At 62.3% G+C, this 19,196-nt stretch carries 13 protein-coding genes; 12 read left to right on the forward strand and 1 reads right to left on the reverse strand.

All coding sequences use genetic code 11. From position 1 onward, the window contains the following. Nucleotides 1-73 precede the first annotated feature (73 nt). The 7 genes from tadA to HY921_10270 all read left to right on the forward strand — a co-directional run bounded on the left by tadA (nucleotide 74) and on the right by HY921_10270 (nucleotide 8,962). Nucleotides 74-1,930 (forward strand): Flp pilus assembly complex ATPase component TadA, encoded by a 1,857-nt coding sequence (gene tadA, locus HY921_10240; GenBank protein MBI5631247.1) that lies wholly within the window; start codon nucleotides 74-76, stop codon nucleotides 1,928-1,930. Nucleotide 1,931: 1 nt separating this feature from the next. Beyond that, a complete protein-coding gene (locus HY921_10245; GenBank protein MBI5631248.1) occupies nucleotides 1,932-2,681 on the forward strand; it encodes a tetratricopeptide repeat protein in 750 nt (249 codons plus the stop codon). After that, nucleotides 2,678-4,474 (forward strand): PAS domain-containing protein, encoded by a 1,797-nt coding sequence (locus HY921_10250; protein MBI5631249.1) that lies wholly within the window; start codon nucleotides 2,678-2,680, stop codon nucleotides 4,472-4,474. The genes HY921_10245 and HY921_10250 overlap by 4 nt, the downstream gene beginning before the upstream one ends. Continuing rightward, a complete protein-coding gene (locus HY921_10255; GenBank protein ID MBI5631250.1) occupies nucleotides 4,471-5,163 on the forward strand; it encodes a response regulator in 693 nt (230 codons plus the stop codon). Before HY921_10250 ends, HY921_10255 begins: the two co-directional genes overlap by 4 nt. A gap of 265 nt (nucleotides 5,164-5,428) precedes the next feature. After that, nucleotides 5,429-5,812, forward strand: a complete 384-nt coding sequence (locus tag HY921_10260; protein MBI5631251.1) for a response regulator — start codon at nucleotides 5,429-5,431, stop codon at nucleotides 5,810-5,812. Between the two features lie 112 nt (nucleotides 5,813-5,924). After that, the gene (locus HY921_10265; protein MBI5631252.1) at nucleotides 5,925-6,863 is read left to right on the forward strand and encodes a hypothetical protein; all 939 of its coding nucleotides are present in this window, start codon (nucleotides 5,925-5,927) and stop codon (nucleotides 6,861-6,863) included. Continuing rightward, nucleotides 6,860-8,962, forward strand: a complete 2,103-nt coding sequence (locus HY921_10270) for a S9 family peptidase (protein MBI5631253.1) — start codon at nucleotides 6,860-6,862, stop codon at nucleotides 8,960-8,962. The genes HY921_10265 and HY921_10270 overlap by 4 nt, the downstream gene beginning before the upstream one ends. Here HY921_10270 and HY921_10275 read toward each other — a convergent pair. After that, nucleotides 8,959-10,911: a protein kinase gene (locus HY921_10275; GenBank protein MBI5631254.1), complete on the reverse strand. Its 1,953-nt coding sequence runs from the start codon at nucleotides 10,909-10,911 to the stop codon at nucleotides 8,959-8,961. The two genes, HY921_10270 and HY921_10275, sit on opposite strands and share 4 nt — an antisense overlap. A gap of 359 nt (nucleotides 10,912-11,270) precedes the next feature. Between HY921_10275 and HY921_10280 the strand changes: the two genes are divergently transcribed. The 5 genes from HY921_10280 (at nucleotide 11,271) to HY921_10300 (ending at nucleotide 19,005) form a co-directional block, all read left to right on the forward strand. Continuing rightward, nucleotides 11,271-11,744: a hypothetical protein gene (locus HY921_10280; protein MBI5631255.1), complete on the forward strand. Its 474-nt coding sequence runs from the start codon at nucleotides 11,271-11,273 to the stop codon at nucleotides 11,742-11,744. A 269-nt stretch (nucleotides 11,745-12,013) separates the two neighbouring features. Then, nucleotides 12,014-13,267, forward strand: coding sequence for a hypothetical protein (locus HY921_10285; protein ID MBI5631256.1), 1,254 nt, complete (start codon nucleotides 12,014-12,016; stop codon nucleotides 13,265-13,267). Between the two features lie 82 nt (nucleotides 13,268-13,349). Next, entirely contained in the window at nucleotides 13,350-14,624 is a 1,275-nt protein-coding gene (gene amrB, locus HY921_10290) for an AmmeMemoRadiSam system protein B (GenBank protein ID MBI5631257.1), read from the forward strand. After that, nucleotides 14,621-15,874, forward strand: coding sequence for a TolC family protein (locus tag HY921_10295; GenBank protein MBI5631258.1), 1,254 nt, complete (start codon nucleotides 14,621-14,623; stop codon nucleotides 15,872-15,874). The genes amrB and HY921_10295 overlap by 4 nt, the downstream gene beginning before the upstream one ends. After that, nucleotides 15,871-19,005 carry an efflux RND transporter permease subunit gene (locus HY921_10300; protein MBI5631259.1) on the forward strand — a complete coding sequence of 1,045 codons (3,135 nt, stop codon included), beginning with the start codon at nucleotides 15,871-15,873 and terminating at the stop codon, nucleotides 19,003-19,005. The genes HY921_10295 and HY921_10300 overlap by 4 nt, the downstream gene beginning before the upstream one ends. Nucleotides 19,006-19,196 lie beyond the last annotated feature (191 nt).

Below are 19,196 nucleotides of genomic sequence, written 5' to 3' on the forward strand. Positions count from 1 at the left end.
TAATCTCCATCTATTCTCCAATGGATCATGGGGCGGCGGGCGTCTATACTAAAACCGACGCCGAACGATCGCCATGACCGACAACGAACCGATGGGACATTTGGTCTCGGAATTGGACGCCCTGCTCGGCAATGCGCTCCCGGAGCCTTCCTCCCATGACCCAGGGCCGGCCCCGGTCCAAGGCAACGGCCGCCCGCCGCGCGTTCTGGTCATAGATGACAATAAGGATTACAGGGATCTGGTGCGCACGCTCCTTTCGGACCAAGGCTACCAAGTTCTCGAGGCCAAGGACGGTTCCGATGGGTTGTCCCTGGCCATGGATGAAACCCCTGATCTTGTGATCACGGATTTCAATATGCCGCGCCGCAACGGCTATGAGTTCGTTCAAGAAATGAAGAGCGCCATGGAGACGCGCCCCATCCCGATAATTATGTTCTCCGGGGCGCCCAACCGGCAGCATATAAAGGAACTGGGATTGGACTTGGTCGATTTCCTGGACAAGCCGGTCCCCAATGACAAGCTGCTGCAGACCGTGCGAAGGGTTCTCGGCTCGTCCGGGCCGCGGACCGACGCGCCGAGCCCGGCCCAATCGGCCTTGCCGGCCGAGCCCCGCTCCAGCGAGAAATCCGCTCCCGCGCCTGAAATTCAGGAGCAGGCCGAGGTCTGGCAGGGAGAGGAGGAGGCCCTGCTTGAGCTCATTAAGGTTGATAAGGAAGATAAGCCGGAGGCGGAGGATTTCAAGGGGCTTGATCTTCTATCCAACAACTCTCCCATTATCAGCAAAGTCAACCATATCCTGGTGAGAGCGGTCGAGATGGGGGCCAGCGACATCCATATCGAGCCGCAGGAGAAACAGCTGGTCGTGCGCGTCCGCCTGGACGGCTCCCTTAGGAGCCTCTGCGCCCTGCCGGCTTCCCTGCGGGCGCGCTTGACAGCCCGCGTCAAGATCATGGCCAATCTCGTGATCACCGAGCGCCGCCTGCCTCAGGACGGGCAGTTCCAGGCGCAGATTAAGGGCCGGCCGGTGGAATTTCGCGTGAACACTTTGCCCACCGCCTATGGGGAAAAAATCGTATTGCGCGTTCTGGGGCAGAGCCAGATCAATGCCGATTTGGGGCACATGGGGATGAACGCGCGCGATCTTGAATGCGTGGAGAGGACTCTCAAAAGCCCGCACGGGCTTGTCCTTGTCACCGGCCCCACCGGTTCCGGGAAAACGACCACCCTTTATACCATGCTTGGAGCCCTTAATACCCCGGACGTCAACATCATGACCGCGGAAGACCCCATCGAGTACCGCTTGAGCGGAATCACGCAATCCCAGATCCGCCCCGCGATAGGGTTTGGCTTTGAGACGGTGCTGAGGGCCTTCCTGCGGCAGGACCCGGACATCATGCTCGTCGGGGAGATCCGCGACAAGGAAACCGCGGATATCGCGGTCAAGGCCTCCATAACGGGGCATCTGGTGCTCTCGACTTTGCACACCAACAGTGCTGCCGCCAGCGTCGTGCGTCTGACTCACATGGGCCTGCCGGCCTATCTGGTGGCGGCCAGCGTCAAACTGGTGGCGGCCCAGCGCCTGGTCAGGCTCCTGTGTCCGGCCTGCAAGGTTCCCATCCCGCTGTCCGACGAGGACAAGCGCTTCCTGTCGGAGAAGGAAATCGCGGCCTTGAAAACCGTGTTTCGCTCCCGAGGCTGCCCCTCCTGCCATCAATCGGGCTACTCGGGCCGGCGGCCGATTTTCGAGGTGATGCCGGTCGCCTCCTCGGAGGTGCGCCAGCTCATCATTTCCCCCCATTGTTCGATGGACCTGATCGCGGACCTGGCGGCCAAGGAAGGCATGACCTCATTGCGCCAGGCCGCGCTCAGAGTCGTGGCCGAGGGGGTCACCTCGCTCCCCGAGGTTTATTCGATCGTGCTTGGAGAATGATATGGATACCATGACTTTAAGGGACCCCGCCGCCGCAATAGCCCGGGATAGCTACGCCCGCGCCAGGGAGAAGATGCTGCTCTTTGATCTCGAAGGTTATGTCGAGGCGGTGCCTCTGTTTGGCGAGGCGATCAAGTCTCAGCCCGACAATGCCTTGGCCCATGCCGCCCTGGCGCAGACTTATGCGTTTTGGGGCTTCCGGGAAGAGCTCAACGGCCTAGAGAGCCAAAGCTACTACAACTTCGCCTATAGAGGCGCGTTGCTGGCCGTCCAACTGGGGCCGGAGATGAGCGAAACCCATCGGGCCATGGCGGTCGCCCTGCGCAAGGGCGAGTATTGCAATCCGGCCCAGAGGCAGCGCGAGGCCGCGCTAGCCCTTGAGCTTGACCCCTACGACGGCGAATCCTGCCATGAGTGCTGGAAGGCCTTCGGCGCCGACATCTCGGACCAGAGGATCTACAAGGCGATCGCCCTATGCCCCTCCTTGCTTTCGGCGCATCTTGACCTGGGAGTAGCGCTCTGCGAGCGCGGGCGCCTGGACGAGGCGGCCTATCACCTCGGCTGCGCCCTGAAATTAAATCCCCGCAACAGTCTGGCGCACTATGATCTGGCCATGATCCGTATGCGCCAGGGACGGCTTGCCGAGTCCGAGGAGCTGCTTGTCCAGGCCCTCGATATGCACCCGGGGGACGCATTGCTCCTATCCGGCATCGATATTCTCTCACCGGGGCAGGGAGGCAAAACCTCATGAATGCCCAGCAATTGAACGGCCACTCCGCCGTTCCCGCTCATCGTTTTCCGCCGGCCGCGATCTTTCTCAAGTCATTGGGCCAGAGCATCAAGGTTTGCACGCTCTATAAGGCGGACCATCCCGTGGCCGTCGGGGCCCTGGGAGAGGCCTTCAAGGCTTTCGATGACATCCTGCGGATCTCGACGAGTCCGGATAACATTCTCTCGCTTGTGGACGGTCAATGGCTGTGGAACGGGATTTCGGTGCTGGAAGCCGAACAGGGCCCGGAGGCTCTCAAGACCTTTTTCGGCGCCTACGGCCTCCACAGCCTCGTGTTCCTGGAAGGCCTGCGCTTTCATGAACTTTCCGCCTTTTGCGAGCTGGTCACCCAGGCCCCCGCGTCGCGGGAAGCCGGTTCATTCCTCGAAATCCTGGCGCAGAAAGGAATCAAGAGCATCATCGGGGACTCCGCGCTTTATACCCGAATCCGGAATGGACCCCTTCCGCCTCCCCCCCCCGAGGTCAAGATTTCGCGCGCGGCCGAGGCGGCGTCCCCGGCGCAGCCCAAGCGCAAAAATGAGAATTTTTCACAGCTCCTCAGGCAGCTGGTTGAGACGGCGGTGGAGGATCCCGAGGAGAGGACCCACATCTATAAGGACGCGGTCAGCCTGGTCAGGCGCTCCATGGACCGCCACGTGGCCGAGGCCACGGCGGCGCTCGCGGAGGACAAACAGCGCATTTTGTCCGAGCAATTCCGGACCGAAAAGGTTTTATCCACGATCGCCATGGGCAAGGTGATCGTGGACCAGAGCGGCCGGGTCCTGATGATGAATCAGGCCGCGGAGGAAATCTCGGGCAAACGCCTCTCCGAGGTCGCCGGACGGCCCGTATCGGAGTCGGTCTCGGGACGCGACAGGATGCTGGCCGTGTCCAGGGATATCGCCGTGGACCTGGACAAGCCTCTCTCCCAGGAGGTCCAAGTCGTGGGCGACACGGCGGCGGGACAATCCATGAAACGTTCGGTCGCGCTCATCCATGACGAGAGCGGGCGAGTGGTGGGGACTTATGCCGTCATGCCGGACGTGTTGAAATTCCAGGAAGCGCGCAAGGTCCAGGAGGAGTTCCTCCAGAGGGTGACGCACGACTTGAAGGCGCCCCTGACATCCATTTGCTGCGCCCTGGATCTGCTCGAGCACAAGGCGGGGGCCAAGCTCTCCCCTGAGGAGTTCAAGTTCCTTGACACGTCCCTTAGGAACTCAAGGCAGCTCGCCGACATGATCGCAAAAATATTGGACTTCTCAAAGATTGAATCGGGCCAACTTTCCATTTCACCATCTCCGGTCGCGGCCGATGGCTTGATACGCGAGGCGGTCGAGAGCCTCATGCCGTGGGCCCTGCGGCGGAGAGTCGTCTTGGAGGCGGCGGGCTCGGCTCCAGGATTGCCAAACGTTCTGGCCGAATCTCAACAGGCCGTCCATATTCTGACCAATCTCATATCAAATGCCATCAAGTCCACTCCAGCCGAGGGGCGCGTCACGGTCAAGGCCTATCCCGGGGGCGAGGTCAATCCGGGCATGGTTGTTTTCTCGGTCGCGGACACCGGCTGCGGGATCGCTCCCGAAAACCAGGAGCGCATCTTTGAGAAATTCATCCAGGCTCCGCCAGATGGAGAGCGGCGCGAGGGCGTGGGCCTGGGGTTGGCCATCGTGCGGGAGCTGGTCGCGCTTCATCATGGGGCGGTCTGGGTGGAGAGCGCTCCGGGGAAGGGCTCAACTTTTTGTTTTACCCTGCCGCTGGCGGAAAGCGCGCCATGAATCAACAAATTCTGCGGATCATGCTGGTCGAGGACAATCCGGACGACGCCTGGGCGACGCGGGAGGCTCTGGCCGGCGATGGGGACCGCTTTGAAATCCAGCACCTGCGCAATCTTGGCGACGCGCTTGAGCGGCTGGAGGCCGGCCCCGTGGATGTGGTTCTCCTCGGCCTCGGCCTTCCGGACAGCCAGGGTTTCGATGCTATCGTCCGAGTCCGCGCACGTAGCCCCGGCACTCCGATCGTGCTCATGACCGGCGCGGACGACAAGGCCTTCGCCATCAGGGCGCTCCAGCATGGGGCCCAGGATTATGTGGTCAAGGGCGCTTACGACGAGAAGCGCCTCCCGCGCATCGTGCTCTACGCGGTGGAGCGCAAACGCGCTGAAAACCTGGCTCGCTCCAGCGCGGACCGCGAGCGCTTCGCCCTGGTCGCCTCCCGCGACCTCCAGGAACCCCTGCATAAAATCATGGCTTACGGGAACATCCTCATGCATCAGCATGGAGAGGATATCGGTCTTCAGGGCCGCGACCTCCTCTCCCGCATGCTCCGCGCGACGGAGCGTATGGCGAAGTTGGTGTCGGAGATGCCGGAGCTCTCCCATCCCGCGCAAGCCGCGGGAGCCCCGCGTCTGGTGGACTTGAACGAAACCGTTTCACGGGTGCTTAGGGCTCGCAATGGAATAATATGACCAACTGGCCGGGGCAATTTTGGAGCGAGACGAGGATCGAGGAGCGAGCATACCCGCAGTGGTATGTGAGTGACGAGGGACGAAGTCGCAGCCCAAAAGTGCCCCGGCCCTCCGGGCAGGCCCATCTTCGGCCGATTTCTTCGTTGCTCGTTGGTCACAATGCGCTGCGGCATTGCTCCCTCCTCGCGCCTCGAAATCAACTCGAATCTGGGCCTGCCAGTTGGTCATATTATTCCATTGCGAGCCCTTATGGTAGGAGGACGCTATGTTAACCGCGGAAAAGACGCATAGGATAGTGATGGTGGACGATGAGGCTGATTTCCTGGTTTTGGCCAGGGAGTGGCTTGAGCCCCGCTACGATGTGGTGACCTTGAGCGACGGCCCAGGCCTCATCGAAGTGCTCGCGGGCCTGGAGCTGGACCTGGTGATTCTGGACGTGCGAATGGAGCCCGATGGGTTCTCGGTGTGCCGCCAGATGCGCGCGGACCATCGGCTTAAGGCCGTTCCGGTCGTGTTCCTGACCTCCTCGCGCAGCGACATGGACTTCATTCGCAACATCGACGCTGGAGGTACCGCCTACCTGATGAAACCTATCAGCCGAAAGGGGCTTCTGTCCACTTTGAGCCGGATGATTTTTATGGGGAGTTAAACTGGATTGTTCAGTTCGTTCCAAGACCTGAAGGCCCAAGCCTATTTATTCCTCCGCCCCCGAGCTCCGGGGAACCCGTCTTTTCCGGCCCTCAAAATGCCATGATGGGAGCGTGAGTTTTAGGGTCGTCTGGGCTTGGGCCTTGCTTCTGTGGCCGCAAGCCCTTCTGGCCTGGTCTCCCAACGGGCACCGCGCCGTGGCGCTTTTGGCCCAGGAGCGGCTCGCCCCCGCCGTCTCGCGGGCCGTAAGAGACCTTTTGGGCCCGGACAGGACCTTGGCCCAGATCGCGCCCTGCCCCGACTACATCCGCGACAACCGCGGCGCCAAATGCGCGGGCCTGATTTTGGAGCCGGCCCCCCAGAGCAGGCCCTGGCATTTCATAGACATCCCCGTCGCGGACTCTCCCAAAAGCGCGGCTGATCTCGCCAAATACTGCGCTCGGGGCGGCTGCGCTCCGTATCAAATCCGCGAGGAAATGGAAATTCTCGGTGATCCCCGCGCCGCGCGTTCCGAGAAGCAAATCGCCCTCATGTACCTCGTGCACTTCGTGGCGGATATGCACCAGCCCCTCCATTGCGCGACCGAAATTGTCGACGGCGCGGACGACCACGGCGGCAATTTAAAACCCGTGACCTGGGAGAGCGCCGGGCCATATGGCGAGCGGTCTGGCACCATGGAAACGACTTCCTTGCTCCGTGGCGACGAGGACGAGTCGGCGGGCGGACTCAACCTCCACTCTCTATGGGACCGCATCATCCAGCCGGCCGACAGCTCCGACCCCGCGGCATTGAGCCGGATCCTCGAGGATCGGCTCCAAGGGCGCGATACCTCCCCCTGGATCTCGGGGGACTTCGTCTCCGCGGCCGCGCTCGAGAGCTTCGCGATATCGAAGGCCGCCATTTATCCCGCCTACCACGCCCCTGGCGGCAGCCGGATAGGCCTCGAGTATCGTCAAAGAATGGAGGCCGTCGCTTTGGAGCGGCTGGCCATGGCTGGGGTGCGCTTGGCCGCTTTGCTGGAAATAGCCTTCCAAGGAGCCCCACAGCCATGAACATCCTTCTGACCCCCGTCCTTGCCGTCTTGCTCGCCTTGCCCTCCCAAGCAGCGCTTGATCCCAGCGCGGCAGCGCTCCCCTCGGCCGCGCGCAGGCCCAAGGACGTGTCCGTCCATGGAGACAAGCGCGAGGACGATTTCTTCTGGCTGCGCGAGAAGGACAATCCCGAGGTGCTTTCTTATCTCAAGGCCGAGCAGGCCTACGGTTCCGCGGTTCTGGCCCCCACGCGCAAGCTGCAGGAAACTCTCTATCGGGAGATGCTATCGCGCATCAAGGAGACCGATAGCACCGCTCCCGCCCCCAAGAGCGGCTATCTTTACTACAAGCGCACCGAGAAGGGCAAGCAGTATCCCATCTACTGCCGCAAGGCGGGTTCCCTCGAGGCGCCGGAGGAGGTCCTGCTCGATTTGAACCGCCTGGCCGAAGGCGGCAAGTACCTGGCCCTGGGAGGCTATGACGTGAGCCTCGACGGCCGCCTCCTGGCCTATTCCCTCGACCGCAACGGCCACAGGGATTACGTCATGTACATAAAGGACCTTTCTTCTGGAAAACAATTACAGGCCGACATCGGCGCGGCGTCTTCCTTCGCCTGGGCGCAGGACAATGACGCGCTGTTCTACACGGTCGAGGAGCAGCCGAGCAAGCGCGCTTTCCAGCTTTGGCGCTACCGGCTGTCCACGGGAGCCAAGGCCTTGCTTTACGAGGAGAAGGACGAGCTCTTCTCCCTCGAGGTGGACCGCACCCGCGATGAGCGCTATCTGCTCCTCGACATCGAGAGCAAGACAAGCACCGAGGTGCGGTTTTTGAGGTCGGACCGACCGGAGGAGCCTTGGAAAGTCATAGAGCCTCGCCGGCCTTTGCACGAGTATCACGCCGACCACCGGGGCGGCCTTTTTTATATCGTCACGAACAAGGACGCCAAGAACTTCAAGATCGTGACCGCGCCGGTCGAGGATCCGGGGCGGGAGCGCTGGAAAGAGTTTCTCCCCCACCGACCCGACATCAAGGTCGAGGGCATAGACCTCTTCGCCCTGCACGCGGTCGTGTCCGAGCGCCAAAGCGGCCTGCCCCAACTGCGCGTCATCGACCTCGAGAGCGGACGCCAGAGCCTGATCCCCATGCCCGAGCCGGTCTACGAGGCCGCGCCGGAGAGAAACCTCGAGTTCGCCTCCACGGTGTTTCGCTTCCAGTACGAGTCCCCCGTCACCCCGCCCTCGGTGTACGCCTACGACATGGCCGCGGGCACGCGCGTGGTCTTAAAAGAGACGGAGGTGCCGGGCTACGACCGCAAGAAGTACAAGGCCGAGCGCGTGTTCGCCGAGGCCCCCGACGGGGTGAAAATACCTCTGTCCGTGGTTTACCGCGCCGATGCCGCGCGCAAGGCCCCTCGCCCCCTCTGGCTTTACGGCTACGGCTCCTACGGGGTCAGCCTGCCGGCCAAGTTTTCCTCCAACCGGGTGAGCCTTCTCAACCGGGGAATGGTGTTCGCGGTGGCCCATGTCCGGGGAGGCGGGGAGCTGGGGGAGCCCTGGCGCCAGGCCGGCCGCATGGCGAGGAAAATGACGACGTTCACGGATTTTATCGCCTGCGCCGAGCATTTGATCAAGGCCGGCTACGCCGATCCGCGGCGCCTGGCGACTTCGGGAGGCAGCGCGGGCGGGCTTCTCATGGGTGCTGTTTTGAACCTAAGGCCGGACCTCTTCAGGGCGGCTATTCTCGATGTCCCTTTCGTGGACGTGCTCAACACCATGCTTGACGCCTCGCTCCCCCTCACGACCGAGGAGTACATCGAGTGGGGCAACCCGAACGTGAAGGAGGAGTACGGCTGGATGAGGCAATATTCGCCCTACGACAACCTGGCGCGCAAGAGCTACCCCGCCATGCTCGTGAATGTTTCCCTCAACGACAGCCAGGTCCCTTACTGGGAAGGGGCCAAGTACGCGGCCAAGCTCCGGGGGCTCAAGACCGACTCCCATCCCCTGATTCTCTATCCGAACCTGGACGCGGGACACGCGGGGGCCTCGGGGCGCTACGATTTCCTGCGGGAGATCGCGCGGGACTACGGTTTCGTCCTGGCCGAGCTCGGCCTGGATTAGGCGTTGAGGCAGGCCCGTTCGACGTCCTGAACGAAGGCCTGGGCCGAGTGGTGGCGGTCCTTGGGAAGCAGGCTCAAGGCCTTCTCCATGACCGTGTCCACCGCGGTCGGAACCTTGGCGTTGGCGCGGGAGAGGGGCTCGTAGGTTTTCTGCACCTTCTGGAAAAAGGAAAGCCCGGAGAAGGGGACTTTCCCGGCCAGCATCTCGTAGAAGCAGACCCCGAAGGAATAGATGTCGCTTTCCTTAAAGAACTGCCCCTGCTCCTGCTCGGGGGCCATGTAGCCGGGGGTGCCCACGGGCTGGGCCATGCTGAGGGTGGACAGGGTTTCCTGGGCCTTGCGCGCGATTCCGAAGTCCATGACCTTGACCCGGTTTTGCGCGATCATGATGTTGGAGGGCTTTAGGTCCTGGTGGATGATGCCCTGGGCGTGGGCGTAGTCCAGGGCTTGGGCGATTTGGCGGGAATACTCCAGGGCCTGGTGGAGGGGCAGGGGCCGGGAAGGCTCTATGAGGGAATGCAGGGGCGCTCCCTCCACGTGCTCGAAGACGAGGTAAAGGTCCTGGCCGTTTTCCAAAACCGAATGGATCTCCACGATGTTGGGGTGCTTGAGTGAGGCCACGGTGCGCGCCTCTTTAAGGAAGCGGCGGCGCGCCTGGGGATCGCCGGCGATCTCGTCGCGCATCTTCTTGACCGCGACCTTGCGCTGGAGAACCTCGTCCATGGCCTCATAGACCACGCCCATTCCTCCCCGCCCCAAAGTATTAAGGATCTGGAAGCCCATGAGAGGGGCTTGTATTTCCGAGGCTCTCTCCGAAATCCGGTCGGCAAGCCTCATGGCGGGAAGCCTGCGGCGGGCGGCTAAGGTGTCCCTGCGCTTGATCCAGAGAAGCGAGGCCGCGGCCACCAAGGCCGTGCCCAGGCCCGCGAAGAAAAGAGTCATGGGGTGCGGGGCGCTGGAGGGCCGGCTCGGGTCCCGGGGATTATTTTCCCGGCGGCCGAGGGCCTCGCGGTAAAGGGAATCGAAATGGGGGTCTATTTGAGCGGCGAGCTTGAGGTCGGCGATCTCCTCCTCGAGACGGCCGAGCTTCTCCCAGATCATGGCCCGGGCCGCCAGGGCTTCCGGGTCCCGAGGGTTCTCATCGATGGCGGCGTTGGCCTCTTCCATGGCCTCGGGAGTCCGCATCATGTCGAGGAGGCTCAAGGTCTTGACGTGGCGGGATCTTGAATCCTTGGGGTTGAGCTTGAAGGCCCGGCTGGAGTCCTCGAAGGCCCCTTGGAAATTCTTGAGCTGGCGGCGGATCAAGGCCCGCATCCGGAAGGCCGCCCAGTTGTCGGGGTTCTCCCTGATGTTGAGGGAAAGGGCTTTTTCGGCCGCGGGATAGTCCTTGAGGCTGATTTTGACGAGGGCCTCCTGGGGGAGGGTCATTTTTGGGGACGCTTGGCCTTGCCCGGCCATAAGTGCCGCCGCGGCCTGGTTTTGGGCGGGTGCCGCCCAGGAGATCGGGGAGGCGACTAGGACCTGGGGGCTGCTCTGGGATTGGCCCTGCCCTTGGGCGGAGCTCGCGCCCCTGCCAGCCTCGGCGTCGTCAGGGGAGCCCAAGAGCGCCGCGGCCTTTTCCTTCAAGTCCCTCGAGCTCAAATCCGCGGTCACGTGCTGGGGCAGGAGCTGGTCCATCATCACGAGTTCGGCATCCTTGGGGTCCCGCTCCAAGCCCCGCCGTATCAGCCTGCGCGCTCCCTGAAGGTCGCCGTTGTCTATGCGCCATACGATTTCTTTTTTGACTTCCTCGGGCTTGGATGAGGGTGGGGGGTCCTTGCGGCCGCTTGCCGGGCTGCCGCTGGTTGGAGGGGTTTCGTCTCCGTCTGAAGGAGACTTTGGGTTCTTATCCGGACCCTCAGCATTCTCCGAAACGCCTTGGGCCATTTTCCCCTTCTTTGCTTGTTGCACGTCACCAGCCTTAGCGTCGCTGGTAAAAAGAAAAAATGGCAAAAGGAAGAGAAGTATTATCTGCATTAATTCGAGTCTAAGGCCAATTCCCGACCCTGTCAATACCTTGGAGCCTTAAGTCCTAAAAAGAGTCTAGGTCTAAAGGTATTGATTTTTTAGCCTTTTGGCCCTGACCGGTTCAGGAAAAAAATCGCAAAATAAGAAAGCAATGCCGGAATTTAAGCAATGGAGAATATATGCGGTTTAACCGATTGTCCTGGCTTTCCTTGATTTGTTCATTGATGCTGGCATCCGCTTTTCAATCCAGTTCCAGCCGGCCTATTCTGGCTGCGATTGGGTCTAGTAGCAGGTTAGGAGATTTGCGTGGAGTTCTCGGAACTATTGGTTGGGAGATTTCCAACTTTAATAATAGCGAACTTTCCTTCCTTGGTGTTTCTTCGGTTGAGGTCTCTGTAGAAGGGAAAGTTCCTTTAGAAAGAATTGCAAAGAAAGTTTGGACGCAAGGAGAGGAGGACTATCTTCCCGCGAAACCTGCAAAAATCTTGGGATTTGAAGAAAAGGATATTGATGGAAAATCTATGGATCGGGAAAAGCTCACGAGATTCTTTTTCGTGAGGCAGGAGAATGCCACTACGCCATCAAATGATTTTTGTGTAACCTTGATTGAACCTGCAACGGTTATCATCTTCCTCACTTCTCCCGAAGGGCTGTTAAGGAAAGCTGCTATAAAAAAGAATGGGCTTTGGGACGAGCTGCCCAAGCCTCAAGCCGAGCCGAAATTCCACAAGGAAGTCGAATTCTGGCTCAAGGAGCTCGGCGGGGCGCAGTCCTAGGCGAACTTATCCACCGAACTTCGCGGCGAAGTTCGGTGGATAAGTTGGGGGCTGACCGCCAAGTGCTCGGTCTCGGGCAATTGGCCCTGATGCAGTCGAGGAGCTCCTGCGCATGCTGGTCCAGAGGGCCTAGAGCCTTTTCCTTCAGGTCCCAGAAAAACCTAGGCCCAAAGCCGTGCCCTCGTTTCCCCCTTGGACCCATAGGAGAGTGCCCTCCTTATGTCTACAATCAGGCGTCGGCAGCAGTTTTCATCCGAGGAGGCATTTGTATGAAGAGGATTTTATCGTTGGCGCTGGCGCTTTCGGTCGGCATTCTGCCCGAGGCCAATGTGGCCTGGGCAAATATGCAGCATGTCGGGTCCACGGGCAAGGGCGTTGCGCTTCCCGTCATCACTTCCGTCATGGGGCCCCAGCGGGACATCCGCGTCGCCGGACCCGACGCGACCGTGGCTCCTCCGGCGGTGGTCGGAGCGGCTAGGGAAACCGCGGTGGTGCCGACCGGAGTCGTCCTGCCTCAGGCCAATTCGGTCCGAACGAAGACAATGAGCCGCGGCGCTTTGTTCCGGAACATTTTTCATCCTCTTTCGAGGAGCGTCCGGGACGCGAGCTCTTCCCTGAGACAGCCGGCAGCATCGGTCGAAAGCGCTTCGACCAGTGGAGGCGGCCTTTTCGAAAGTTGGACCCGAAGGCGGGTGCTCCAGGTCGCCGCGGTCTTTGGCCTGAGCGGCGTCCTTCATTGGGCAACAGGATGCGGGGGCGGAGGCGGGGGCGGGTCCGAGGCGGGCCCGGGCAGGAACGGGTCCGGCAGCGGAAGTACGGGCAGCGGCGGCGATAGCTACGATCCCCGCGACCTGCGATTCGCTACCTTGGACGACCTGCAGAGGTTTATGAACGGCTCTTCACTGTCCGACGGTCAGAAGTACGCCGGGCATGTCACCTACCGCGGCAGCGAGACCTATCCCTGGTTCCTGGACGGCTCCAATCCCAATGACTTCGATCCCCAGTATTCGCTCTCCAGTTGGAGATACCAGACCGGGAGCTTCGACAACATGGTCCGGCGCCTCTCCCAGCTTCCCCGGGACTTGGCCATGGCCGCCAAATTCGTGGGCCGCGACTCAAGCGACTTCGTTCTCATCTATCCCGACCCGAATTCAGTGAGCAGTTCTTACGGAACCTCGGGTTGGCTGATCCAGTCGTTCTGGGATACGGACGGGACCACGCTCCGGAACTACACCCGCAACTACGACGACGTCCGCAGGGCTTTGTATCACATGGATGACCGTCAGGCCCAGGACGCCAAGGTCGTTTACGATGGGTATTATTATTATGTTGTCGTTCCCGACCGACCCTTGACCCAGGATGATTCCCTTTATTGGGATGTGGAGAGCTTCGGCTCCTTCTTCGATGTCTCCCAGTGGCTTGATACCCATTACGGTTCGAGCCCGAGGGATCGCCGCTTGAGGCGGGCCTCCAAGCGCGTCTACATCGGAGGAGGGACGTACCTGCTCTTCTATCCCCGTTAAGCGCTTCCAGGAGCAAACCACCCCCGCCCGGCACGCCGGGCGGGGGTGGCCATTTCAGGGGCCAAAGTTCTAGAATTGTCGTATGCCCTCTCCCCCCGAAGGCGAGACTGCGTCCCCCCTTCCCGCGATGAGGCGGGACGTGGAGGCCGTGCCGATAGAGCACGAGGGAAGCCCCATGTTCCTGCTCCAAGACTCCGAGGGGATCAGCCCCGAGCCCATCGCGGTCTCCCCCACGGCCATGCTCGTGGCCTCGCTCTTGAACGGCAAGAGCACGGCCGCGGAGCTTCAAGCCGCCTTCACCAAGGCCACGGGCACGGTTTTGGGCCTGGGCGAGATATCGAGCCTGGTTTCGGAGCTGGGGCGGATGAATTATCTTGAGACCTCCGAAGTGGCGGAGCGGAGAAAGGCTATTTGGGAAGGCTTCTTGAAGAGCCCCGCGCGCCCGGCGGTCTTGTCGGGATCGGCCTACCCCAAGGAAGGGCTTGAGCTCGCTCAAGCCCTGGGGAAATTCTTCGTGGATCCCAAGGGGCCGGGCAAGCCCCTGGCGGACAAGCCGGCCCTCCCCCGGGCCCCGTTGGGCCTGGTGAGTCCCCACATTGACCTCGATCGCGGCGGGCCCTCCTATGCCTGGGCCTACGGGGCCCTCTCCGAGGCCCCCCCTCCCGATCTCATCGTGGCCCTGGGCGTGGCGCACGCCTCGCCCAATTCCCCTTGGATATTGACCCGCAAGTCTTACGAGACTCCTTACGGGAGCCTGGACACGAGCCTTGAGCTCTTCCAAGATGTCCAAGACTTGCTATGGTACGACGCCTGCGCCGACGAGTGGGCGCACCGGCGCGAGCATTCCCTGGAGTTCCAGGCCCTGTGGCTTAAATATTTGTGGCGCGAGAAGACCCCGCCTTGGGTCCCGATCTTGGTCTCCTCCTTCGAGCGCTTCGCCCCGGACCGCGCGCCCTCGGGAGTGGAGACGGTCGAGACGGCTCTGCGGAGGATCGGGGAGAGATTGGCCGAGCGCGGCAAGAAACAGAGGATAATGATCTTGGCCGGGGTGGATCTGGCCCACGTGGGGCCGCGCTTCGGAGACGATGTGGAGGTGAACGCGGAGCTGAAGCTCCGCGTGGAGGCCGCCGACCGCGAGACCTTGGAGCAGGCTTTGAAATTAGATGCGGACGCCTTCTACCTCTCCGCCGTGGCCGGTGGCCACTGGCGCAAGATCTGCGGGCTATCGGCCCTTTACACGGGGCTGCGCTGGATCAAGGCCTTGGGTGGGGAAGGCCCTGGAAAGCTTTTGAGCTACGGCCAGGCCCCGGACCCGGCCGGGGGCCTGGTCTCCTTCGCGAGCGCGATTTTCCCATGATGCTGGCCGCGCTGATTTTGGCGGGAAGCCTCGCGGCTGCGCCTGGAACGGAAAGAAAAACACTTACTCTGGCCGAGGCTTACGCCTCGGCCCTGCGGCATTCAGAGGAATTGGCCCAGAGAGGGGAGTCGGCGGCCGAGCTCGAGGCCAAGGTCCAGGAGCTTTGGGCGAATGTCAAGCCCAGGCTCACCTTGCAGGCGACCAAGCTCCTCCAAGACGTTCCGAGCGGCGTCAGCGGAGTCTCCTCCACCTTCACCCAGAGAAACCGCGAGCAAAGCCAGCTCGTTTTGCACCAGCCCATTTTCTCGGGGCTGCGGGAATACCTGGCCTTGCGCGCGGCCAAGAGCCGGACCCGCGCGGCCGAGCTTGGGTTGGAGCGGGCCCGCCAGCTTCTCTACCAGGACGTTGGCCGGGCCTATCTCGACGTCTTGAGCGTGCAGACGGAGATCGCGGTGCGCCAAGCCCTGTCCGGCATCACCCAGAAGCGCGTGGCCGAACTCGAAGAGCGGCGCAAGCTCGGGCGCTCCCGCAAAAGCGAGCTTCTGGCCGCCGAGTCCCAGCGGGCCCAGATAGAGGCCGATCTTGCCGCCGCCCGTGGGCGGCGGCTGGTGGCCCAGGTATTCCTCCAGTTCCTGCTCGGGACCGACGAGGATATGTCGGTTGAAGACCTTCCCACTCCGGCGGCACGAAGTCTCGAGGCGGGTCTAGCCGCCGTCGCCTCCCGCCCCGACGTGGAGGCCTCCCGGAGGACCCAAGAGGGCTCTTGGAGCGAGGTCGTGCTGGCCCGCCGCCAGCGCTGGCCCAGCCTTTTTCTCGACGGCAACTACTACCTGAAGCGCCCGCCGGGCTTCCAGGACCGGGTTAAATGGGACGTTCTCTTCACGGTCCAGCTCCCCCTTTACGCGGGAGGCTCCGTCGGGGCGCAGGCAAGGCAGGCCGAGGCGCGCTGGCGATCTTCGGAGCAGGGCCTTTCGCTGGTCCTGCGCCGCGCGCGTCTCGAGCTCGGCGCCGCCCGCCGGGATTTGGACTCGGCCCTCTCCGTCGTCAAGGCCTTGGAGGCCGCGGCCGAGCTCTCCGAGGCCAACGCCGTGGCCCAGGCCGAGGACTATCGGCTCGGCATGGTCACCAATCTCGACGTGCTGGGTAGCCTCAATTCCCTGCAGGAAACCCGCCTCAAGCTCGACCAGGCGCGGATCGGCTCCCTTTGGGCCGACATCCGCCTGTGGGTGGCAGAAGGGAGGATTCAGTGACTCTCTCGGACATATCCATCAAGAACCCGGTTTTCGCCTGGATGCTGATGCTGGCCCTTATGGTCTTCGGCTGGATCGGATTTTCCCGCATGGGCGTGAGCGCCATGCCGGACGTGGATTTTCCCATCGTCACGGTCGCGGTGAGCTGGGAGGGGGCCGCCCCCGAGATCATGGAGTCGGAGGTCGTGGACGTGATCGAGGATGCTCTCACCAGCATCCAGGGGGTGCGCGAGATATCGAGCACGGCCAGGCAAGGCGCGGCCACTATCACGGTGGAGTTCGAGCTTGAGCGCGGCATTGACGTCGCCCTGCAGGAGGTTCAGACCAAGATCGCCCAGGCCCAGATGCGTCTGCCCAAGGAAATGGACCCGCCGGTCGTGACCAAGGTCAATCCCGAGGACAACCCCATTATGTGGCTGGCCCTCTCCGGCACGGTCCCGGTCAAGGACATCATGGTCTACGCCGAGGACGTGCTCAAGAACCGCTTCCAGACCATCCCCGGGGTCGGGGACATTTTCCTCGGCGGGCTCATCCCGAGGAGCCTGCGGGTCTGGCTCGACGCGGACAAGATGGCCCGGATGGAGATCACCGTCGAGGACGTTCTCGCCGCCATCCGCCGCGAGCACGTGGAGCTTCCGGCCGGGCAGATAGAGACCTCGACCAAGGAATTCAACGTGCGCACCTTCGGGGAGATCAACGACCCCCAAAAGTTCGGAGAGCTCCTCATCACCCAGCGCGGCGGACAGCCCATCCACGTCCCCATTCCATTAAAGGAAGTGGCCCGCGTCGAGGATGGCCTGGGGGACTTGCGCCGCATCTCCCGCTCGCAGGGGGAGCGCGCCGTGGGCCTCGGGATACGCAAGCAGCGCGGGGCCAACGCGGTGGCGGTGTCTTTTAGGGTCTTAAAGCGCCTGGAGGAGGTGAAAAAGCTGCTTCCCCCCGGCATGACCTTGGCGCTCAACTTCGACGGCACGCGCTTCATCAAGGACGCGGTGCATGAGCTCAATTTTACTCTGGTTCTCTCGGCCCTGCTCACCTCGCTTGTCTGCTGGGCCTTCCTCGGCTCCTGGTCCTCCACGGTCAACATTCTCATGGCCATCCCCACCTCGGTGCTGGGGACCTTCATCGTGACCTACTTCCTGGGGTTCACCCTCAACACCTTCACCTTGCTCGGCCTCACCTTGGCCATCGGCATCATAGTGGATGACGCCATCATGGTCTTGGAGAATATCGTCCGCCACCGCGAGCTGGGGCAGGGGCGCATGCAGGCCGCGATCTTCGGGGCCCGGCAGATCACCTTCGCGGCTCTGGCGGCCACGGTCGCCATCCTCGCCATATTCCTGCCCGTGGTGTTCATGAGTGGGATCATCGGCAAGTTCTTTTACCAATTCGGCGTGACCATCTCGGTGGCGGTGCTGTTCTCGCTTCTGGAGGCCCTCACCTTGGCGCCCATGCGCTGCTCGCAATTCCTGGAGGTGGGAGAGCGCCGCAACCTGCTCACGCGTCTGGTGGACCGGGGCTTCGAGCGCTCGGCGGCGCTTTACCGGCGAGCCCTCTCCTGGTGCCTGGGCCGGCGCTGGAAGGTGATCGGGGCAAGCCTTCTCGTTTTTGCGGCTTCCTTCTTTACCGTCCGCCGCCTGCGCAAGGAGTTCGTGCCTCCCCAGGACCAGGCGATGTTCATGGTTCGCCTGCAGACCCCGGTCGGCTCCTCCATGGAGTTTACCGACGCCAAGTTCAAGGAGGCCGAGGCCTGGATGACCCGGCAGCCGGCGTTGAAGCGCTACTACTCGGCCGTGGGGGGATTTGGCGGCGGCGAGGTCAACGCCGGCATAATTTTCGTGTCCATGAAGGCCCATTCCGAGCGCCCGACCGGGGCGGCGGGCGGGCCCATGACCCAAGGCGAGTTCATGGCGCTTGCCCGCAGGGAGCTCAACAAAATCCCCGATCTTAAGGCCATCATCGTGGACTTCTCGCAGTCCGGGTTCTCGGCCTCTCGCGGGTTCCCCGTCGAGTTCACGGTGCGCGGCCCCGATTGGGCGATCCTGACCGAATCGTCGCAGAAGCTCGCCAAGAGGCTCGAGGAAGGCGGGGAACTCATAGACGTGGACACCGATTATAAGACCGGCATGCCCGAGGTCCGGGTTTATCCCGACCGGGCCAAGGCCTACGCCCGCGGGGTCTCGGTGAGTTCCATCGGGACCGTGATCAACGCCATGGTGGGCGGGGTGCGGGCCGGCTATTTCACGGACAAGGGGCGTCGCTACGAGGTGCGGCTTAGGGCCGAGCCGGCCTATCGCCTGAGCCCCGATGACATCCAGCGCTTCTACGTGCGCAACAGCCGGGGTGAGACCATACGGCTCTCCGAGGTCGTGCGCATAGAGGAGAACCCCACCTTGCTCTCGATCACACGCAAGGACCGGGAGCGCTCGATCGGGATATTCGCCAACATCGCGGCCGGCAAGTCCCAGGCCGCGGTCTTGGCCACGGTGGAGAGGCTGGCCAAGGAGACTTTGCCGGAGGGCTACCACATCGTCCTGTCGGGATCCTCCCAGACCTTCCGAGAGTCCTTCCAAAGCCTGATCTTCGCTTTGTTGATGGGCATTTTCGTGGCCTACATGGTGCTGGGGGCCCAGTTCAACAGCTTCGTGCACCCCTTCACCGTGCTCCTGGCTCTTCCCTTCAGCGTGTCCGGGGCCTTCCTCGGGCTTTGGCTTACTGGCAACAGCTTGAACGTCTATTCCATGATCGGGCTCATCCTTCTCATGGGAATCGTCAAGAAGAATTCCATTCTTCTGGTGGACTTCACCAATCAAAGGCGCCGGGAGGGGCTGGAGGTGGGCTTTGCACTTCTTGAGGCCTGCCCCATTCGCCTGCGGCCCATCCTCATGACCTCGATCGCGACCGTCGCGGCCGCCATTCCCCCGGCCCTGGCCCTGGGCCCGGGGGCCGAGACCCGCATTCCCATGGCCGTGGCCGTGATCGGAGGGGTGAGTCTTTCCACAGTTCTTACCTTGTTCGTGGTGCCCTGCGCCTACAGCCTGTTTTCGAGCCTGGAAAGCCACCGGCATGACCGGGATTTAAGGGAGGCCCAGCGCGAGATGGAGGATGTCGTGCTGCCCGGAGCGCTCTAGCGCTCCCACCGGCTCATAATGCCCGCTTTGGCCGGCCGCTTTTGGAGCGAGCCGAGGCGCGCGAGCCGAGCATGCCTGAAAGGCCTGTGAGGCGAGCGCAACGAAGGCGCAGGCCAAAAGCGGCCGGCCGCTCTTCTTAAGGAAATCGCTGACATCTTAATCGCAGACAGTTCCTCCATAGAGCGGGGGTC

This window comes from Elusimicrobiota bacterium, from assembly GCA_016218575.1.
Classification (GTDB): Bacteria; Elusimicrobiota; Elusimicrobia; order UBA1565; family UBA9628; genus JACRDN01.

Excerpts from the sequence above, each read along its gene's own strand:
- HY921_10295 (MBI5631258.1), top strand. The coding sequence starts at position 14,621 with ATGATGCTGGCCGCGCTGATTTTGGCGGGAAGCCTCGCGGCTGCGCCT.
- HY921_10245 (MBI5631248.1), top strand. The coding sequence starts at position 1,932 with ATGGATACCATGACTTTAAGGGACCCCGCCGCCGCAATAGCCCGGGAT.
- HY921_10255 (MBI5631250.1), top strand. The coding sequence starts at position 4,471 with ATGAATCAACAAATTCTGCGGATCATGCTGGTCGAGGACAATCCGGAC.
- amrB (MBI5631257.1), top strand. The coding sequence starts at position 13,350 with ATGCCCTCTCCCCCCGAAGGCGAGACTGCGTCCCCCCTTCCCGCGATG.
- HY921_10285 (MBI5631256.1), top strand. The coding sequence starts at position 12,014 with ATGAAGAGGATTTTATCGTTGGCGCTGGCGCTTTCGGTCGGCATTCTG.
- HY921_10260 (MBI5631251.1), top strand. The coding sequence starts at position 5,429 with ATGTTAACCGCGGAAAAGACGCATAGGATAGTGATGGTGGACGATGAG.
- HY921_10270 (MBI5631253.1), top strand. The coding sequence starts at position 6,860 with ATGAACATCCTTCTGACCCCCGTCCTTGCCGTCTTGCTCGCCTTGCCC.
- tadA (MBI5631247.1), top strand. The coding sequence starts at position 74 with ATGACCGACAACGAACCGATGGGACATTTGGTCTCGGAATTGGACGCC.
- HY921_10250 (MBI5631249.1), top strand. The coding sequence starts at position 2,678 with ATGAATGCCCAGCAATTGAACGGCCACTCCGCCGTTCCCGCTCATCGT.